17 protein-coding genes are annotated in these 16,972 nt (G+C 66.3%); 9 read left to right on the top strand and 8 right to left on the bottom strand.

The window, feature by feature from the left end; all coding sequences use genetic code 11:
- Positions 1-16: 16 nt before the first annotated feature.
- Genes E3O06_RS14710 through E3O06_RS14690 form a run of 5 tightly spaced genes read right to left on the bottom strand, consistent with a single transcriptional unit; the run spans position 17 to position 4,269 of the window.
- Positions 17-355 carry a P-II family nitrogen regulator gene (locus E3O06_RS14710; RefSeq protein ID WP_134504133.1) on the bottom strand — a complete coding sequence of 113 codons (339 nt, stop codon included), beginning with the start codon at positions 353-355 and terminating at the stop codon, positions 17-19.
- 36 nt (positions 356-391) lie between these two features.
- Positions 392-1,636 carry an ammonium transporter gene (locus E3O06_RS14705; RefSeq protein ID WP_134504132.1) on the bottom strand — a complete coding sequence of 415 codons (1,245 nt, stop codon included), beginning with the start codon at positions 1,634-1,636 and terminating at the stop codon, positions 392-394.
- A 58-nt stretch (positions 1,637-1,694) separates the two neighbouring features.
- The gene (locus E3O06_RS14700; RefSeq protein ID WP_241980236.1) at positions 1,695-2,699 is read right to left on the bottom strand and encodes a heme-dependent oxidative N-demethylase family protein; all 1,005 of its coding nucleotides are present in this window, start codon (positions 2,697-2,699) and stop codon (positions 1,695-1,697) included.
- Positions 2,696-3,727 carry a PDR/VanB family oxidoreductase gene (locus E3O06_RS14695; RefSeq protein ID WP_134504131.1) on the bottom strand — a complete coding sequence of 344 codons (1,032 nt, stop codon included), beginning with the start codon at positions 3,725-3,727 and terminating at the stop codon, positions 2,696-2,698. Before E3O06_RS14695 ends, E3O06_RS14700 begins: the two co-directional genes overlap by 4 nt.
- Positions 3,724-4,269 (bottom strand): dimethylamine monooxygenase subunit DmmA family protein, encoded by a 546-nt coding sequence (locus tag E3O06_RS14690; protein ID WP_134504130.1) that lies wholly within the window; start codon positions 4,267-4,269, stop codon positions 3,724-3,726. Before E3O06_RS14690 ends, E3O06_RS14695 begins: the two co-directional genes overlap by 4 nt.
- A 274-nt stretch (positions 4,270-4,543) precedes the next feature.
- On the opposite strand from E3O06_RS14690, the gene E3O06_RS14685 reads away from it, so the two are divergent.
- The 4 genes from E3O06_RS14685 to E3O06_RS14670 are packed head-to-tail and all read left to right on the top strand — an operon-like array spanning position 4,544 to position 7,470.
- Complete coding sequence (locus E3O06_RS14685) at positions 4,544-4,924, top strand: cupin domain-containing protein (protein ID WP_134504129.1); 381 nt, start codon at positions 4,544-4,546, stop codon at positions 4,922-4,924.
- Positions 4,925-4,940: 16 nt separating this feature from the next.
- Positions 4,941-5,516 carry a dimethylamine monooxygenase subunit DmmA family protein gene (locus tag E3O06_RS14680; RefSeq protein WP_134504128.1) on the top strand — a complete coding sequence of 192 codons (576 nt, stop codon included), beginning with the start codon at positions 4,941-4,943 and terminating at the stop codon, positions 5,514-5,516.
- On the top strand, positions 5,513-6,454 hold the full coding sequence (locus tag E3O06_RS14675) for a PDR/VanB family oxidoreductase (RefSeq protein ID WP_174843241.1): 942 nt from the start codon (positions 5,513-5,515) through the stop codon (positions 6,452-6,454). Before E3O06_RS14680 ends, E3O06_RS14675 begins: the two co-directional genes overlap by 4 nt.
- Positions 6,451-7,470, top strand: coding sequence for a heme-dependent oxidative N-demethylase family protein (locus E3O06_RS14670; protein WP_134504126.1), 1,020 nt, complete (start codon positions 6,451-6,453; stop codon positions 7,468-7,470). Before E3O06_RS14675 ends, E3O06_RS14670 begins: the two co-directional genes overlap by 4 nt.
- A 1-nt stretch (position 7,471) precedes the next feature.
- On the opposite strand, the gene E3O06_RS14665 is transcribed toward E3O06_RS14670, so the two are convergent.
- Together E3O06_RS14665 and E3O06_RS14660 are read right to left on the bottom strand one after the other, a co-directional pair.
- On the bottom strand, positions 7,472-8,062 hold the full coding sequence (locus E3O06_RS14665; protein WP_134504125.1) for a helix-turn-helix domain-containing protein: 591 nt from the start codon (positions 8,060-8,062) through the stop codon (positions 7,472-7,474).
- 146 nt (positions 8,063-8,208) lie between these two features.
- Complete coding sequence (locus E3O06_RS14660) at positions 8,209-8,952, bottom strand: FadR/GntR family transcriptional regulator (protein WP_134504124.1); 744 nt, start codon at positions 8,950-8,952, stop codon at positions 8,209-8,211.
- Positions 8,953-9,066: 114 nt separating this feature from the next.
- Between E3O06_RS14660 and E3O06_RS14655 the strand changes: the two genes are divergently transcribed.
- From E3O06_RS14655 to E3O06_RS14645, 3 genes are all read left to right on the top strand, one after another.
- A complete protein-coding gene (locus tag E3O06_RS14655) occupies positions 9,067-9,984 on the top strand; it encodes a carbon-nitrogen hydrolase family protein (RefSeq protein ID WP_134504123.1) in 918 nt (305 codons plus the stop codon).
- A 1-nt stretch (position 9,985) separates the two neighbouring features.
- Positions 9,986-11,350 (top strand): APC family permease, encoded by a 1,365-nt coding sequence (locus E3O06_RS14650; protein WP_134504122.1) that lies wholly within the window; start codon positions 9,986-9,988, stop codon positions 11,348-11,350.
- A 69-nt stretch (positions 11,351-11,419) separates the two neighbouring features.
- Entirely contained in the window at positions 11,420-12,241 is an 822-nt protein-coding gene (locus tag E3O06_RS14645; protein ID WP_166788226.1) for a carbon-nitrogen hydrolase family protein, read from the top strand.
- A 534-nt stretch (positions 12,242-12,775) separates the two neighbouring features.
- Here the strand turns inward: E3O06_RS14645 and ku are convergent.
- On the bottom strand, positions 12,776-13,615 hold the full coding sequence (ku, locus tag E3O06_RS14640; protein ID WP_134504120.1) for a non-homologous end joining protein Ku: 840 nt from the start codon (positions 13,613-13,615) through the stop codon (positions 12,776-12,778).
- Positions 13,616-13,686: 71 nt separating this feature from the next.
- On the opposite strand from ku, the gene E3O06_RS14635 reads away from it, so the two are divergent.
- Both E3O06_RS14635 and E3O06_RS14630 read left to right on the top strand, forming a co-directional pair.
- The gene (locus E3O06_RS14635) at positions 13,687-16,215 is read left to right on the top strand and encodes an ATP-dependent DNA ligase (protein WP_134504119.1); all 2,529 of its coding nucleotides are present in this window, start codon (positions 13,687-13,689) and stop codon (positions 16,213-16,215) included.
- Positions 16,216-16,240: 25 nt separating this feature from the next.
- Complete coding sequence (locus E3O06_RS14630; protein ID WP_134504118.1) at positions 16,241-16,948, top strand: phosphatase PAP2 family protein; 708 nt, start codon at positions 16,241-16,243, stop codon at positions 16,946-16,948.
- Positions 16,949-16,972 lie beyond the last annotated feature (24 nt).

Here is a 16,972-nt window from a genome sequence, read left to right as displayed (position 1 = left end):
CGGCTTGAACCGCCGTCTAGACGGCGGCGGGACCGCGCTCGCCGGTGCGCACCCGCACGACGTCGGTCACGTCGGTGGCCCAGACCTTGCCATCTCCGATCTTGCCGGTGCAGGCCGCGGCGACGATGGTCTGGATCGTGGACTCGAGGTCTTCGTCGCTGACGATCACGTCGATGCGCACCTTGGGCCGGAAGGCGACGGTGTATTCGGCGCCGCGGTAGATCTCCGAGTGGCCTTTCTGGGATCCATAGCCGCTCACCTCGGTGACGGTGAGGCCGTTCACGTGCACGCCGATGAGGGCATCGTGCACGGCGCCCTGGCGGTGCGGCTGAATGATCGCGGTGATGAGTTTCATCTTGAGTCCTTAGGTGTGAGGTGCGGTGGGGTGGTGTTAGACGCGGCCGGAATCATAGGCCGTTTCTGCGTGGTAGCTGACGTCGAGGCCCACGTATTCTTCTTCTTCGGACACGCGCAGCCCGATGGTTTTGTTCAGCGTCCAGGCGATGGCGTAGGTCACCGTGAACGAATAGACGCAGGTGACCGTGATAGCCACCAGTTCGCGCCAGACGATATCCCAGCTGCCCCCGAAGAGGATGCCGGTGATGCCGGCTGGGGCGTCGCCGGCGGCGAACAGCACGACGCAGATCACTCCGACCACACCGCCGACGCCGTGCACAGCGAAGGCGTCCAGGGTGTCATCGATACCCAGCCTGGTCTTCCATTTCAGGGCCAGGCAGACGACGCCGCCGCTGAACAGGCCAACGAGCAGGGCCCCGACCGGGTTGACGGCGTCGGCCGAGGGAGTGATGCCGACGAGCCCGGCGATAGCACCGGAGGCCATGCCGAGCGTCGTGGCACGACCCGTGCGAATCTTCTCGACGAGTGCGAAGCCGATCATGCCGGCCGAACCGGCCAGCAACGAGGTGAGCACGACATACTGGGCGAGAAAGTTCGCGCCGGCGGCGGATCCGCCGTTGAAGCCGTACCAACCGAACCAGAGGATGCCGGCCCCGAGTACGACGAGCGGCAGGTTGTGCGGGCGGTGTCCGCCCTTGCTCTTGCCGAGCACCAGGGCGAGGGCGAGTGCGGCGACGCCGGCGTTCATGTGCACGGCGGTGCCGCCGGCGAAGTCGTGCAGTTCGACGACGTTGCGCAGCCAGCCGCCGACATAGCCGCTCTCCTCGTCGGTGAAGGTGAAGACCTGGTGGGCGAGGGGAAAATAGACCAGGGTGAGCCAGAGCCCGGAGAACAGGATCCAGGCGCCGAATTTCATGCGCCCGGCCGCGCCGCTGGCCACGATCGCGATGGTGATCGCGGCGAACAGAATGAAGAATGCCGCCCAGTACAGGCCCTCGGCGCCGCCGCTGGCGGCATCCGCTACGAAGCTCTGGAGTCCGAAGAATTCCAGCGGGTCCCCGATGATTCCGAGGCCTCCGAGGGAGTTTCCCGAGACCATGCTGTAGCCGTACAGCACGTACAGCACGCTCGTGACAGCGAGTGAGCTCATAACCATCATGATCATGTTGAGCACGTTCTTGCTGCCGAGCATGCCTCCGTAGAACATGGCGAGCCCGGGAAACATGAGGGACACGAGGGCGAATGCGGCGAGGAGCCAGGCGAGGTCTGCGGCGGGCATAGGGGTTCTCCTGTTGCTAGTGGTGTGGCGAATGGATGCTGCGGGTGGCGCGGCGCTGCTAGGCGAGCAGCCAGGCGACGGCCTCAGTGCGGTGGCCGATGAACCCCTTGTAGCTGGCGAGGTCCTCGGGGAGTTCGGTGAGCACCTGGGCCAGTTGGTCGCGCCAGACGGGAATGGCCTTGATCTCGGCGAACGAGGCCATGAAGGTGCGGATGCAGAAGGTGATCGCACCCGACATCGGCAGGCGCATGAAATGCTCCAGCTCGATGCGCAGCTGCACGTTGCCGAAGTCACGGTCGCGCACCAGGCGCGGCATGTCGCCGCCCCATTCCGGGAGTTCTTCGAGGCTGACGTCGAGTTTGCGCGAGCCGGAGGCCGAGAGGGTCCAGTTGACGCGCCGGTAGACGGAATCGGTGGGCAGGTGCATGAGGAACTGCTCGGCCCGGCTCGTGAGCCCCTCACCGGTGAAGCGGGGCACCGGACCGTGGATCTCCCGAAAATTCATCCCAACGTCAAAGCTCACCGACCAGGCTGCGGCAAAGGTCACGAGGCCGGCGTCGAAGAACAATTGCCCGTCGCGTTCCTTCACCAGGAGCAGATCGTCGGGAATCTCTCGGCCGAGAAAACTCAGCGGATCGTACGGCAGGGTGGTGAGGTCGCCCAGCACAAAAACCTGATCGGTGCCGAGCAGATCGTTGCGCCAGTGGAATCGGTCACCGTTCTCCGCGAGGTGACAGCTGAGCGGATACGAGAGGGCGAGGTCTCGCAGGTAGTAGACGAGGATGTCCCAGCAGGCCGGCATCATGCCGTCAAGAATCTGGGTGCGGCCGGGATCGGCGTCGAGGATGCGGCGGCGCTCGGCCATCACCTGCGGGTAGTCGGCATTGGTGAGGTCGACGATATGGGTGCCCCAGGATCCTCCGGCCGTTGTGCGCATCACCCGGGCCGGCTCCACGTTGACCGAGTAGCGAAACGCCGTGAGGTCGTCGGGAAACGGCCAGGGCAAATTAATCGTGTGGCTGAATGGTTGGGCCACGCTCGTATTGGGGTCGGTGATCGTCACAGGTCTACCTCGATTTCAGCGCCGCGCGAGACGCAGCAGAGCATGGTGGTGTTATCGGCTTTCTCCCGCTCGGAGAGTACGTGGTCGCGGTGTTCGATCTGTCCGGATCGCACCGGAATACGGCATTCGCCGCACACCCCCTGGCGGCAGAGGTTGGCCACATCGTGGCCGTTCTCGAGCAGCGTCTGGAGCAGGCTGACGCCGGCCGGCACCGCCAGGCGCGCGCCGGTCGAGGCGATGATGGCGGTGAACGGCAGGCCGGGGTCCTGCGGCGGCACCTCGAAACGTTCGGAGTGCAGGCGGTCGGGGGGCCATCCGGCCGCTTCGCCGAGCAACAGATAGCTGTCGACGAGTTCGGGCGGTCCGCAGGCGTAGGCGTGGGTGCCCATCGGCTGGGTGGCGAGGCGCTCGGCGAGCAGAGCGGCGGCATCCGTTCTGTTGTGCACTTCGAACAGGGTGATCGCCCCGGTCGCGGCAAGCGCGCGCAGGTCGGCGAGGTGCGCGCCAGAGCCCGGTCGGTAGCTGTAGATCACCTCGGCGGGGCGCCCCCATCGTGCGGCCGCGCGGGCGTGCGAGAGAATCGGCGTGACCCCGATTCCCCCCGCGACGAGCAGTGCTTTGCGCTCGGTCGTGACCGGCGCGAACAGCGATCGCGGTCCTTCGATTTCTACCCGCTGGCCGACTCGAACGTTCTCGTGCAGCCAGGCCGACCCGCCCGAACCGGCCGATTCAGCAGTGCCGTTGCGCCGCAGCACGGAGATCGCGTAGCGGTTCGGATTGACGCCGTCATCGACCAGAGAATAGGTGTTGCGCACCGGACCGGCCTGCACGATGAGGTGACTACCGGGCTCATACGCGGCGAGCATGCCCCCGGCCGGGTCTTCGAACACGATGTGCACGATCGCCGCGGTGAGCTGGAGCACCGCGGTCACCACGAGCGATCGCACGCCGGTATCGAAGGACGGATGCTGGTGGCCCGGTTTGCGCGGATCCAACGTGCGCGCCGGAGCAGGGCTGATAACCGTCATGCTGCCTGCGCCAGGTCGTTCGTGGCAGCGGCCTGCGAGGCGAGGAAGCTGCCGCGGACCTCCGAGGTGTGTTCGTGAATTTCCAGGGTGCGCCGGCAGCTCGGGCACGAGACGATGGCGCCGGGTGTGGCTTCGACCCGGCTGGTGGCCCGGCAGTGCGCACAGAACATGGGGAGGTCACGGGTGTGGGTGAGGATGCAGCGGAGTTCCGGCGGCAACAGTCCAGCGCCGCGGGCCGCGGCGAGCGCCTGGAACACGTCGAACTGACCGCCGATGATGAGAACGCGCAGCCCGACGCGGGCGCTGCGGTACGCCGCGTTCAGAGTGGCAGCCTCGGTCGGTCCGAGGGCGGCAAAAGCCAGAAGGGTGGTCGGCGCGAGCTGCTGCGCCTGGCGCAGCCGTTCGTGCGCCAGGTCGGTCTCGGCCCGCCCGCCGATGCGCACGATGAGGTGCGAACGCGCGCTGGTGTCGAGGTGGCCGGCGGGCCAGAGCGGCAGGCTGCGGGCCGGTGGGTGGACGTACGCGCTGCTGGGCGTGGGCACGGCTTCTCCAATCAATCGGTGACGACCTGAGGCGTCGACTGTGCTGTGGTTACTGTGGTGCAACTATGTTTACCGGCAATAAACCCGACCGATGTTTCACGCACGTAAAATCGCCGCGTCGATCTTCGGCACTGACCCGAACGGGGCTGCCCAACCAGACGAAACGTGCATTTAACATTTTGGAAACCAGATTTGGATTTACTGCGAGTAATCATTGGGTAAGCAAATTCACCGCCTGCACGACCCACTGCACGACCGCAACAAGGAGACCACGATGACCACAACCCTCAACGGCACGCTCACCAAGGCCGGCTCGATCCACAAGGTCGAAGGCGCCTTCCTCAACCTGCCGAGCATGAACACACCGGGGTCGGAGGCCTTCATCGGCGACGCCCTGGCCAACCCGGCCGGGGCCGCGATCTCCTGCGGCTTCTTCGAGCTCACGGCTTCAGAGCCGCTGATCTACGAGTACACCTACGACGAGATGAAGGTCGTCGTCGAGGGCGAGTTCATCCTGACCGACCAGGCCACCGGGGAGGTCACGCACGCCGTCGCCCGGGACGTACTGTTCTTTCCCAAGGGCACCACGGTCAAGTTCGAGACGCTCGACTACGCGCTCGGATACTACGTCGGACACCGCTCTTTCGCACCCTAGGCCGGTCAGAACAAACATGACCGCCGCCAACGCCGTGTTCGCTACCAACACCGTGCTCGCGACCAACACGAGCGTTCCCCGGGCCGCGACGAGCACTGCTGGCACCACCAGCGTGCTCGTCGCGGCCCGCGAGTGCATCGTCTACTGCTTCGGACCGGCCGCACCCGCTGCGGCCCGCATAGCCTGGCCGCGCACCAGCGCCCCGGCCGCGCTCTGGCGGGAATTTACCGCGCCGAGCGCCGACACGCCAACCCTCACCCATCTCGGCACCCTCCTCGCAACCGTGCACGTGGGGTTTCGGCTGCTTATTGCCGGCCCCGAAACGGATGTCTACCAGGCCCGTTCCGAGGCACTCGCCCGCGGAGCCCTCGACGAGGAGATCGCACTCTGCGTCACCGACCGCAGCAGTCGTCGGGTGCACTGCGCCCACTGCAAGACGGTGACCGAGACCGGAAATCCCGTCGGCGGCGTCGTGTCCTGTCTCGGGTGCGACCGTTCCCTGCTGATCTATCACCACTTCTCCCGGCGCAGTACCGCCTACCTGGGGTTCATGGTCAACGCCGAGATTGTCAATGCCGAGGCGGCGCCGTGAGCTCCGCCCTGCTCGACCTCGTCGTGCGCGATGTGACCGTGGCGGCCCCTGATATCCGCTCTCTGGCGTTTGAGGCGGCCGACGGCGGCCTGCTGCCCGCCTATGTGGCGGGCAGTCATATCGTGGTGCACCGTGGCGGGCGCACCAACTCGTATTCCCTCACCGGATCCGGCAGCAATCCGAGCGACTACACCATCTCGGTACTGCGCCAGCCGGACGGCGCCGGCGGCTCCCTGGCCCTGCATGCCCTCACTGTCGGCGACACAGTCCGCGTGTCTGCCCCGCGCAGTGCCTTCGCGCCGGTCACCACGGCCAGGCGACACCTGCTGATCGCCGCCGGAATCGGCATCACCCCGATGATCTCGCACCTCAAGGCCGGCGGGGAATGGCAACGCCCGACGACCCTGCTGTATCGCTACCGTCCCGGCGCCGCCGCCCACCTCGACGAGGCACGGGCCCTGGCCGGCGCCGCGCTGGTGGAGAGCACGAGCCGCGAACGATTCGCCGTCGTGCTCGCTGAGCACCTGAGCAGCCAGCCGCTGGGCACGCACCTCTACGTCTGCGGGCCTGCCGGGTTCAGCGCGAGCGTGCTGCAGGCGGCAGCGGATGCCGGCTGGCCCGCCTCAAGGCTGCACTCCGAGGCGTTCGCTGCCGCCGATCTAGGCCCGGGCGAACCATTTCGGGTGCACCTGGCACGAAGCGACGTGAACGTCGACGTACCCGCCGGGGTGTCGCTGCTCGAAGCCCTGGAGGGCGCCGATCACGGGGTGCCGAACATGTGCCGCAGCGGAATTTGCGGCGAGTGCATCGTGCCCGTGCTCCGTGGCCGTCCAGAACACCGAGACCTCTATCTGAGCGACGACGAGAAAGCCGACAACGCCAGCATGATGTGTTGCGTCTCGCGCGGCCACGACAATGAACTGGAGCTGGATCTATGACACCTGCACCCTTTACCGACACGGCGCCGCCCCGTGCCACGGCGTTCGGCGACGGCATCGTCGAACGCGCCCGGCACCTGCCGTTTCCTTTCTCGTCCGACAGCTACCGCTACAGCGCCAACGTCGAGCCGGCGCCCGGGCGGGTCGACACCGATGCCGGCCACTGGGGCGAGAACATCATCGACATCGACGGCGACTACCGCAGCGACCTGGCCGAGCGGGCCGAGATCCTCGCGCGCGATCCGTCGCGCTGCCAGGCCCTGTCTCACATGCGCACCGCGGTCTGGGACGTGATCGAGACGCTCCTGCCGATCATGGCCACGGACTATCCCGAGGTGATGGCCTTTCAGCGCGACGGGCTCCACTGCTCCTGGCGTAACGACCTGCTGGGGCTTCAGCTCGACTTCGTGATCGGCGATGATTCCTCGCTCGGCATGGACCCGCTGGTATTCATCGGCGGTCAGGTCCAGGACGACATCGCGCTGCTCGACGCGCGCGACGGCGCCCTCTGGCTGGATGCCGGCCTGGTCACCTTTGCCGCCGACTGGTGTCTCGGCTTCGACGTCGGCATGCGCTTCACCGAGATTCACGGGCCGGTCCCCCGCGTGCACGAAGAACGCATCGTCAGCCGGGCCGAACAGTTCCTACTGCGACTGCAGCCGGGCGACAAATTTCGGCGCACCAACTGGACCATGACCGTGGATCGCCGCCTGGACACCTCCACCGACAGTTACCCCGAGTGGGGCGCCGACCGCCGCCTGGTGCTCCTCGACCCGACCCTGCCCGATCGGCTACACCTGCGGGTCGAGGTGCAGCACCTCATCCGTCTGCCACGCACCGGTGCCGTGCTCTTTCTGGTGCGCAGCTACCTTGTCTCGCTCACCGAGCTCGCGACCGTTCCCGCCTGGCGGCAGCGACTCGGCCAGGTGTTAGCCGAACTCCCGCCGGATATGGCCGAATACAAGGGCATCGATCGGTATCGGGCCGCGGCATCCGCCTGGCTGCTGGGGACCTGAGCTACTTGGCCGTGATCGCCAGAAAGGTGATGGGCAGTTCAAGCAGTTGCAGCGGGCCATGCGGGCCCTCGCCGTCGAGCAACAAGGAGTCGCCGGGTACCATCGTGTACTCGTAGGCACCGTGCCCGTAGACCATCTTGCCGGTCAGCAGGTAGAGAAATTCGGTGCCGGCATGCTGGAACAGCGGAAAGATGTCCGAGGCGTCGGTGAGCGTGACCAGGGTCGGCTCGATGGCGTCGGTGCGGCCCTTGAGCGAGCCGAGCACCCGGTACTCGTGGCCGTGTTGGGTGCCGCTACGCACGCTCAGGCTACCCTCGCCGCTCTTGGTGAAGGTGGCGTCACGGTCCGTGTCGGCGCCGCGGAACAACGCCGTGACCGGAACTTTCAGCCCCTCGGCCAGGCGCTGCAGCGTGGTGAGGGAGCAGGACGTACTCGCGCTCTCCACCTTGGAGATCATGGCCTTGGACATACCGGTACGCAGCGCCAGGTCCGCGGAGGACAAACCGCTCTCGGTGCGGTATTTGCGCACCTGGGTGGCGATGATTCGTTCCAACGCTCCGGGCGTGGCGGGGGTTTCAGCAGAGTGGGGCACCGTGCAATCTTACGGGCCGGTCACCACCAGGAAGCGGAACACACCAGCGGTAAATACCCCAGTGGGTATAGTTGGATCGTCAGGTGAACAGCGCAGTTGCTGAGATAGTGAGGTCTGAAATGGCACGTGTCACCACTGAGTGTGGACTAATCCTGGGCGAGCCCGACGAACATGGATTCGTGCAGCACCGACACGTGCTGCCGGATGATGTCCACGGCGGCCACCGGGTCGTGCTCGCGCAGGGCTGCCACCAGGCGGGCATGCTCACGGTTTACGCCGTGCAGGTAGCTCACCGGGTAGGGCAGAAAATACCGATACAGTCCGTTCAGTGCGGCAGCGTACTGCGGTAGCGCCCAGTCCAGCCCGCTGGCCGCGGCCACGCCGAGGTGGAATTGCACATCGGCCGCGTGGTAGTCGGTCCAATTCTGCGCCGCCGCCGCCTTCGCCACCGCCTCGTCGAGCGCGTCGAGTTGCCCGGCCGTGATGTTCAAGGACGTGTGGTGCACGAGCGCGCACTCGAGCAGCACCCGCTCATCGATGAGCCGGTGCACGTCGGCAGCATCGGCCAGGTAGGCGGTAATCGGCGCGACCGAAGCGGATGCCCCAGGGTCGGCCACGAAGGTTCCCCCGTTGCGTCCGCGCTTGCGGGCCAGTACACCCTCATCGGCGAGGCTTTTCAAGGCCCGGCGGGCCGTGATCTCGCTGACCCCGAGAGCGGCTGCCACATCATGTTCGGACGGCAGCTGCTCCCCCACCACCATGAGTCCAAGCTCAATGGCGAGGGCGATGCGGGCACGCACGGTGTCGGTGGCGCTCAGCCGGGTAATGCCAGAGACCGCAGGGTTGGCGAGGGCGGTCACCGCCCCCCTGGTGTCTTTTGCATCAACCATCACGCACCTACAGTAGCTTCCCGCCCCGAAGTAGAGCCTCGGACTAGACAAAAACGATCATTATGATCTATTTTATTTCTTGCAGACACGGTTGTCCAGATCGAAGGAGTCACCATGCCACGAGAAGTGCGCATCATTGCCGTTCAGGCAGCGCCACATGCCCTCGGAGCGTCGCTGGACGATTTCGCGGCCGAGCTCCGGCGCGTCCTCGACGAGGACCCGAGCGCACAGTTCGTGGTGTTTCCCGAGTTGCACCTCTTCGGCAGTGAAACCGAACCACCCCGGAGCCTGGAGCAGCGCAACGACGCGTTGCGGGCATCCGCTGTGCCGCTGGATGGTGAGCTGGTCAGGGGGCTCGGGGCGATCGCCCGCTCGGCGAGCGTCTGGTTGTTGCCGGGGAGCATCTGTGAACGTGGGCCTGGCGGCGAGCTGTTCAATACGGCCGTGGTGTTCTCCCCCGAGGGTGCGCTCGTGGCGAGCTATCGCAAGATCTTTCCGTGGCGACCCTACGAGCCCTACGAACCCGGCGACCGTTTCGTCGTGTTCGATGCCCCCGGCCTCGGCCGGTTCGGGCTGTCGATCTGCTACGACGCCTGGTTTCCCGAGGTGACGCGGCACCTCGCCTGGATGGGCGCCGAGGTCGTGCTCAACATCGTCAAGACCACTACCCCCGACCGCGCCCAGGAAGTCGTGCTCGCCCGAGCCAATTCCATCGTCAACCAAACCTTCACCGTGAGCGTGAACTGCGCCGGACCCCTCGGCGAGGGCCGCAGTCTCATCGTCGACCCGGAGGGGGCCACCCTGGCTGAATCAACCGACTCCGCCGCTGTCGTGCTCGCCTACACCCTCGACCTCGACCAGGTCACTCGGGCGCGTGAATACGGCACGGCCGGGACCAATCGCATGTGGGAGCAGTTCCTGCCCACCGACGCGCCCCTCGCCCTGCCGCTCTACGCCGGACACATCGATCCACACCGTTGGACCCCGCAACCCGCCCCCATCTTCGCCACTTCCCTGGAAACGGACTCCTGACATGACCGGCACTCCCGCCCTCGCGCGCACCCTCGGCCTGCGCTCCCTCGTATTGTTCGGCCTGGCCTACATGACACCGCTGATCGTGCTCGGCATCTTCGGCGTCGTCGCCGAAACGACCGGGGGTGCGAGCGGCTCCGCCTACCTTGTTGCTCTCGTGGCGATGCTGTTCACCGCATCGAGCTACGGACGCATGGCCGCCGCCTACCCGGTAGCCGGCTCCGCCTACACGTATGTGCGGCGCACCGTCGACTCCCGGGTGGGTTTTCTCGTCGGCTGGGCCGTGCTGCTCGACTACCTCTTTCTGCCCATGGTGATCTGGCTCATCGGTGCCGCCTACCTCGAAGCCCAGTTTCCCGGGGTGCCGGCCTGGGCCTGGATCATCGGCTTCGTCGTGATCACGACCCTGCTGAACATTCTCGGCATCAAGGTTGCCGACAAGGCCAACTTTCTGCTCATGGCATTTCAGGTGCTCGTCATCGGCGCCTTCGTGGCGCTGTCGATCGCGTCGATCGTCGCCAGCCAGGGCGCCGGCGGCCTGATCGACTGGTCGCCGTTCGCCAACCCCACCTCCACCTTCGCGGGCATCACCGCCGGCGCGGCGATCGCCGCCTACTCCTTCCTCGGTTTTGACGCCGTCACGACCTTCACCGAGGAGACCATCAACCCGCGCAAGACGGTACCGCGGGCCATCCTGCTGGTCGCCCTCATCGGCGGGGCCATCTTCGTGCTGGTCTCCTACACGACCCAGCTCGTACGCCCGGGCGGAGTCTTCACCGACTCGTCCTCGGCCGCGTTCGACATCGCCATGCAGATCGGCGGCAACGTGTTCGGCGCCGTGTTCCTGGCCGGCCTCGTCATCGCCCAGTTCGCCTCCGGCCTCGCCGCCCAGTCCGCAGCCTCCCGCCTGCTGTTCGCCATGGGGCGCGACGGTGTGCTCCCGCGCCGTATCTTCGGCGAGGTCAGCAAGCGCTTTCGCTCACCGGTGTTCAACCTGGTCATCATCGGCGTGGTCGGTTTCATCGCGATCTTCCTTGATGTCGCCACCTCGACCTCGTTCATCAACTTCGGGGCCTTCGTCGCGTTCACCATGGTCAACCTGGCCGTCATCTTCTACTTCGTGCGCCAGCGCCGGGAGGGCAACCACCTCAATCCCGTGTTCTACTTCGTCCTTCCGCTGATCGGCGGCCTCATCACGCTCTACCTGCTCACCCGCCTCGATGCGAACGCCATCGTGCTTGGCCTGAGCTGGCTCGCCGTCGGCGTCATCGTGCTCGGTGTACTCACGCGCGGCTTCCGCCGTCCGCCGCCCGAAATGGACTACGTCGAAGCGGATGACGCTGCTCTCGTCACCGAGACCCGCTGACGGCGCTCGGGCTGGCAGCGTTTAGGCTGGCGAGACAGGCGTGACCGGCACGCGGGAGGCAGGGTGAGCGTGAGTGTGAGAGTCACCCTCGCCCAGATCGCGTCCGGCACGGACGTCGACCGCAATCTGACGCTGCTTCAGCAGGGCGCTCAGCGTGCAGCCGCTGATGGTGCCGACCTCGTCGTGTTTCCGGAATACGCCATGTACGAAAAGAAGATGGTCGATGCCACCTTCGCGGTCATCGCACAGCCGGTGACCGGGCCGTTCGTGGCTGCGCTCGCGGCGACCGCGCGGTCGCTTCGCATCACCCTCGTCGCGGGAATCGTCGAAACCAACGACCACGGCGCACGCCCGTACAACACCATCGTGGTTCTCGGCCCCGACGGAGTACTCCAGACGCGGTACCGCAAGATGCACCTGTTCGACTCCTACGGCTTTCGAGAGTCCGAGTGGATCGCCCCGGCGACCGACCTGAGCCCGGTGGTGTGTGAGGTTGTGGGGCGGTCGGGCGAGCGGCTGCGAGTCGGCCTGATGACCTGCTACGACCTACGTTTTCCTGAACTCGGCCGCGAGCTGGCCGACGCCGGCGCCGACCTCGTTCTGGTCTGTTCCTCCTGGGTTCCCGGGCCAGGCAAGGCCGAACAATGGCGTGTTCTCGCCCAGGCGCGAGCCATCGAGAACTCGTACTTCGTCGGCGCCGTGTCGCAGTGCCCGCCGATCTCGATCGGGCGCAGCCTGCTCTCCGATCCTGCCGGTCGGGTGCTCGCCGAGCTCGGCCCGGAGCCAGACCTGGTCACCATCGACGTCGATCCCGATCTGGTGCGGCAGGCGCGCGTGCGCACTCCCGCCCTCGATCATCGGCGTCACACTGTTCAACCGCGCGCACAGTAGATGCCCGCTTCACTCATCCTTGGGTCGAAATATTGTCCGGCTCGAGGCACAGCTCGACGGCACGGCCACCCTGTGGTTGCGCGCCGAGAATCCTTGGGTGGGTGGTCGCGTCGATTTTCTGCGCGCCACCCAGCGGGAGTACGGCCAGTCGAACGAGGCCTTTGTGGCCTCCGGTACCTGGGGACCCAGCGGGCGCGAAACCGTCAGGGCCAGGCTCAGCGTCGGTACCCCGCGCCAGCTGCGTCTGCACTGGCTTCGTACCTCAGCGATGGGCGCCTGGCACTGTTCGGGCTGGCGCTGGCGATCATCGCCGAGGGCATCAAACTGTCCCTCACCATCGGGCAGAGCACTCCGCTCGTGGCCATCGGAGCGGTGGGCGTGAGTGTTCTCAACGTTCTGGCCGTGCTGCTGACGGCGATCGGGCTCGTGCTCGTGGTCTGGAAAGGAGTGCTCGCGGCAGGAGGTTGAGAAGCTGGCCGTGGTTGGAACACGGGCTGACTTCCCCCGCACGTGCCACGAGACGGGCCGGCCGCGTCAGGAGGCTGAGCGGGCCTGCTTCGCTGCCGGCTTCGGCTTGGGCTTGGCCCGGTCACGACTGGCCTCGACGCTGCGACGCAGGGCCTCCATGAGGTCGAGCACCTCGCCGCCCTCGCCCTCGTCCGGCGTCTCACCGAACGTCACCTCGGTCGACACGGCATCGCCGCTTTTCAGCTTCGCCTCGATCAGGGCGCGCAACTCATCCTGATAGTCGTCATTGAAGGCATCCGGTGCGAAATCGGCCGCGAACGACTCGACCAACGCGGCAGACATGTCCAGTTCCTTCGCGCTGACGTTCACCCGCTCGTCGAGGGACGCAAATTTGGCCTCACGTACTTCGTCGTCCCAGAGCAGAGATTGCAGCATGAGCACGTCCCCGTGCACGCGCAGTGCGCCGAGTCGGGTCTTCTGCCGCAGCGCGAAGTGCACGATCGCGGTGCGATCAGTGGCCTCGAGCGTGCGCCGCAGCAGCACGTAGGCCTTGGCAGATTTGCCGTCGGGTTCGAGAAAGTAGCTCTTGTCGAGCATGATCGGGTCGATCTGGTCGCTCGGTACGAACTCGACCACGTCGATTTCCTTGCTGTGCTCTGCCGGCAGCGACGCGAAGTCCTCGGCGGTGAGTACCACGGTCTGCTCGCCGTCGTCGAAAGCCTTGTCGATATGGTCGTAGGGAACAACCTTGGCGCAAATCTCACACCGTCGCTGGTAGCGGATGCGTCCCCCATCGGCATCGTGCACCTGGTGCAGGGCGACGTCATGGTCTTCGGTGGCGCTGTACACCTTGACGGGCACATTGACGAGCCCGAAGGTGATCGCACCGGTCCAGATGCTTCTCATGCGACCAGTACACACCCGAATGAGACATTCGTCGCCTAGTAGACCCATGGTTTCCGCGGCACAGTTGACGCATGAACGCCAGCAGACAGGTGGCTTCCGTTGAGGGCCACCGCATCACGCTCACTCACCTGGACAAGGTCTTGTACCCGGAAACGGGCACCACCAAAGCCGATGTGCTGGCCTACTACGCTGCGGTCGCCGACGTGCTCATCCCTCACGCCGCGAACCGCCCGGCCACCCGCAAACGCTGGGTGCACGGCATCGGCACCACCGAGAATCCCGGACCAATGTTCTTCCAGAAGAATCTGGAACCGTCGACGCCGAGCTGGGTGAAACGGCACGCGATTACGCATAAGGACCATGTGAACACCTATCCGCTCGTGAACGACCTCGCCACCCTCACCTGGCTCGGGCAGATGAGCGCCCTTGAGATCCACGTGCCGCAGTGGCAGTTCGGCCGCACCGGAACGCCGCGCAATCCCGACCGGCTGGTGCTCGACCTCGATCCCGGTGACGGGGTGGGATTGCTCGAGTGCGCCGAGGTGGCGCGGTTCGCCCGGGTGATTCTGCAGCACATGGGGCTGGAGCCGATGCCGGTGACCAGCGGGAGCAAGGGCATCCACTTGTATGCGGCCCTCGACCTGTCGTACACCTCCGACCAGGTTTCGGCCGTGGCGCACGAGCTGGCGCGGGCGCTCGAAGCCGACCACCGCGACCTGGTGGTGAGCGACATGAAGAAGAGCGTGCGCCCCGGCAAGGTGTTCGTGGACTGGAGCCAGAACAGCGCCGCGAAGACCACGATCACGCCCTATTCGCTTCGCGGGCGCAGCCACCCGATGGTCGCGACCCCGCGCACCTGGAAGGAGCTGGCTTCGGCCGAGCTTGAGCAGCTTGACTACAAGCAGGTGCTCGCCCGCCTGAAACGCCGGGAGGATCCGCTTGCCCTGCTCACGGCAGGGTCATTCGAGCACGCTGCGAATGACGCCGGTGTACCGAACCAAGGCTCAGCCCCGGCGCTCGTCACGCCGGACCGGCTGACGGTGTACCGCGGCAAGCGGGACGCCACGAAGACGCCCGAGCCGGTTCCGGCCTCCCCCGCCGCGGCATCCGCTGGCACGTCGTTCGTCATTCAGGAGCACCACGCCCGCAGCCTCCACTGGGATTTTCGGCTCGAACACGACGGGGTGCTCGTGTCGTGGGCGCTGCCCCGCGGCGTGCCCGTGACGCCAACACAGAACCGGCTCGCGGTACAGGTGGAGGATCATCCGCTCGAGTACGGCAGCTTCGAGGGAAATATTCCGGTCGGAGAATATGGTGCGGGCGACGTCTCGATCTGGGACCGCGGGGTGTACGACCTCGAAAAGTGGCGGGACGACGAAGTGATCGTGACCCTGCACGGAGAGCCGGACGCCGGGCTCGGCGGCACCGCCCGGTTTGCCTTGATTCGTACGAGCGACAATCACGGCAGCAAGCCAGCGAACAACTGGCTGATCCACCGCATGAAACCCAGCGGCGGGGCCTCGGGCGCCTCACGCACGAACGCTCGACCCTCCAGCGGCCCCGCAGCCGAGATCACTCCCCCGCCGCCGAAGAACGCCTACTCCCCCATGCTCGCCGCCGCCGGTTCCGAAACGGACCTCGGCGTCGATCTCGGAGCCGACGAGTGGGCGTTCGAAATGAAGTGGGACGGCATGCGCGCGCTCGCGTATGTGTCGCTCGCCGAGCAGAGCGTTCGCCTGGTCACGCGCAACGGCCACGATGTGACCGCGTCCTACCCGGACCTCGTGGTCGACCTGCTCGCGGCACTGGCGCCAGGAACAGAGACACCAGAAACGGATGCCGCGGTTCTGGACAGCGCGGTGCTCGACGGCGAGATCGTGGCCGTCGACAAACGCGGACGCCCCGATTTCGGCCTGCTGCAGACGCGGATGAAACTCACCGAGGCCCGTGAGGTCGCCTCGGCGGCCAGGAAGGCCCCGGCGCAGCTGATGCTCTTCGACCTGCTCGAACTGAACGGCCACTCACTCACCGGGCTGACCTATACCGCGCGCCGGGACCGATTGGAAGCCACGGTGACCGCGACCGGCTCCACCCAGGTACCACCGCGTTTCGACGGGGACTTCGCCGAGGCCTTCCAAACCAGCCGCCAGCTCGGCCTGGAGGGCGTCATGGCCAAACGTCAGGATGGCCGCTACACGGTCGGGCGCCGGTCCAGGGACTGGGTGAAGATCAAGCATTTTCGCACCCAGGAAGTGGTGGTGGGCGGTTGGCGCCCCGGCCGCGGCAACCGGTCCGGCGCGATCGGCTCGCTGCTGCTCGGGGTCCCGACCGAGGGGGGCTTGCGCTACGTCGGTCGGGTCGGCACCGGGTTCGGAGAACGCGACCTGGCCGACATCCGCTCGAGGCTGACCCGGCTCGTGCGCAAGACCACCCCGTTCAGCGACATTCCGTCAACGGATGCCCAGAGCGCGGTCTGGGTGCGCCCCACCCTCGTCGCCGAGGTCGAGTTCGCCGAGTGGACCGCGACCGGTCGGCTGCGCCAACCGTCCTGGCGGGGCTGGCGGCCCGACAAAGTGCCGGGCGATATAGCCTCCGAATGACGCGCGGTGGACCTAGCATTACCCCATGGTGAGTGATCGACATCCAGAACGCTCGGCGACACCACGCGCAAAACGCGTCACGCGCCGCTGGCCGCTGATCAGCGGTCTCTGTGCGCTGGCCCTGACCCTTGGCCTGGGCTGTCTGGTGCTGCTGCGCGGCACCGCTGAATCCACCGCTGCAGGGTCGCTCGCCCTTGACCGGTCCTGGCTGGCCTGGATCGACCGGCTTCGAGGACCCGTTCTGGATGGGCCCGCGCTGGTGCTGAATTACCTCGGCTTCGGGCTCACGGCCTCGCTGCTGATCCCGGCGCTGATCGTGGGCGTTCTGCTTGTGGCCCGGCGGTATTGGGCGGTCGGTTTCTATCTCGCGGCGACGATGCTCACCGGCGGCGCCGTGCAGATACTCAAGAATCTGTTCGCGCGAACCCGCCCCCAGGACATCCTGGTGACTGTCGACTTTGGGTCGTTTCCCTCGGGGCACGTGGCGAACGCGGCCGTCATGGCCACCATTTTCGCTCTCCTCTTTCCACGGTTGTGGGTCTGGGCCCTCGGAGCCGCCTACACTCTGGCCATGATGATCAGCCGCACCTACCTGGGAGCGCACTGGTTGACCGACACCATCGGAGCTCTGCTGCTCGGCGTGGGCATTGCAGTTGTAGTCTGGGCGCCGCTGGCAGCAAAACTCGACGGTGAACGTCGGCTGCGACGCGACGAGCGTGTCGCCCGGCACTGACCACGTTTTTCCCGCACTACCGAA

This window comes from Cryobacterium glaciale, from assembly GCF_004402535.1.
GTDB lineage: Bacteria > Actinomycetota > Actinomycetes > Actinomycetales > Microbacteriaceae > Cryobacterium > Cryobacterium glaciale.
The sequence above is the reverse complement of the archived record's forward strand: the minus strand, read 5'-3'. Positions and strand labels throughout refer to the sequence as shown.

Bases quoted from the DNA above. Each gene is read 5' to 3' on its own strand.
- E3O06_RS14710 (WP_134504133.1), bottom strand. From the start codon at position 355: ATGAAACTCATCACCGCGATCATTCAGCCGCACCGCCAGGGCGCCGTG.
- E3O06_RS14705 (WP_134504132.1), bottom strand. From the start codon at position 1,636: ATGCCCGCCGCAGACCTCGCCTGGCTCCTCGCCGCATTCGCCCTCGTG.
- E3O06_RS14695 (WP_134504131.1), bottom strand. From the start codon at position 3,727: ATGACGGTTATCAGCCCTGCTCCGGCGCGCACGTTGGATCCGCGCAAA.
- E3O06_RS14685 (WP_134504129.1), top strand. From the start codon at position 4,544: ATGACCACAACCCTCAACGGCACGCTCACCAAGGCCGGCTCGATCCAC.
- E3O06_RS14680 (WP_134504128.1), top strand. From the start codon at position 4,941: ATGACCGCCGCCAACGCCGTGTTCGCTACCAACACCGTGCTCGCGACC.
- E3O06_RS14670 (WP_134504126.1), top strand. From the start codon at position 6,451: ATGACACCTGCACCCTTTACCGACACGGCGCCGCCCCGTGCCACGGCG.
- E3O06_RS14660 (WP_134504124.1), bottom strand. From the start codon at position 8,952: ATGGTTGATGCAAAAGACACCAGGGGGGCGGTGACCGCCCTCGCCAAC.
- E3O06_RS14655 (WP_134504123.1), top strand. From the start codon at position 9,067: ATGCCACGAGAAGTGCGCATCATTGCCGTTCAGGCAGCGCCACATGCC.
- E3O06_RS14650 (WP_134504122.1), top strand. From the start codon at position 9,986: ATGACCGGCACTCCCGCCCTCGCGCGCACCCTCGGCCTGCGCTCCCTC.
- ku (WP_134504120.1), bottom strand. From the start codon at position 13,615: ATGAGAAGCATCTGGACCGGTGCGATCACCTTCGGGCTCGTCAATGTG.
- E3O06_RS14635 (WP_134504119.1), top strand. From the start codon at position 13,687: ATGAACGCCAGCAGACAGGTGGCTTCCGTTGAGGGCCACCGCATCACG.
- E3O06_RS14630 (WP_134504118.1), top strand. From the start codon at position 16,241: ATGGTGAGTGATCGACATCCAGAACGCTCGGCGACACCACGCGCAAAA.